Source organism: Streptomyces himastatinicus ATCC 53653 (genome assembly GCF_000158915.1).
Lineage (GTDB): Bacteria > Actinomycetota > Actinomycetes > Streptomycetales > Streptomycetaceae > Streptomyces > Streptomyces himastatinicus.
Map to the genome: position 1 here is coordinate 4,501,005 of NZ_GG657754.1, position 651 is coordinate 4,501,655.

The window sequence follows — 651 nt, forward strand, 5'->3', positions numbered from 1 at the left end:
CCGTACGGCTCACCGCCCGCGACGCCCGTACGGCCACGGCGCGGTCGATCGCGCGGGCCCGCTCGGGGCGGCTGGAGAGCACCCGCAGCTCGACCCCGGTGAGGTCCTGCTGGAGCCCGTTGGCGACCGTGACCGGGATGGTCGCGGAGCCGCCGGTCACCACCACCCTCGACTTGGGCACCAGCCGCACCGAGGCGATCGACGCGGTCAGATAGCGGGCCACGCCCTCCTGGTACGCGCGCGCCCCCGCCGCGTCGCCCCGCCACCCCGTGGACACCGACCGGGCCAGCGCCGCGCGCACCGACGCCACCGTGGCCCGGGCGTCGGACAGCACCTTCGCCAGCGCGCGCAGCCGCCGCCGGTCCCTGGTCACCGCGGCCAGCCGCTCCGGCGGCAGCTCGGAGGCGCGCAGCCCGGCCGGATGGCCGCCGCCGTCCCGCAACTCCCCCGCCTCCGGCTCCCGCAGCGCCACCTCGAACCGCGACGGCTCCAGCCAGCCCGCCTCCTGACCCGCGGCCAGCGCCGACAGCAGTGTCCGCCCGACCCCGACCGGCATCCGGCGCGGCGGTACGACGACCAGGTCGCGCGCCGCGTACGGCAGCTCCCGTACCGCCGTCAGGGTCTCGGCCAGCAGCCGCTGCCGCAGCGCGA

Annotated in this window: 1 protein-coding gene; it reads right to left on the reverse strand. The window is 78.6% G+C overall.

Annotation, left to right across the window (positions count from 1 at the left end):
• A partial coding sequence (locus SSOG_RS18580) for a DUF6049 family protein (protein WP_245606616.1) occupies positions 1-651 on the reverse strand: 651 nt, incomplete at both ends.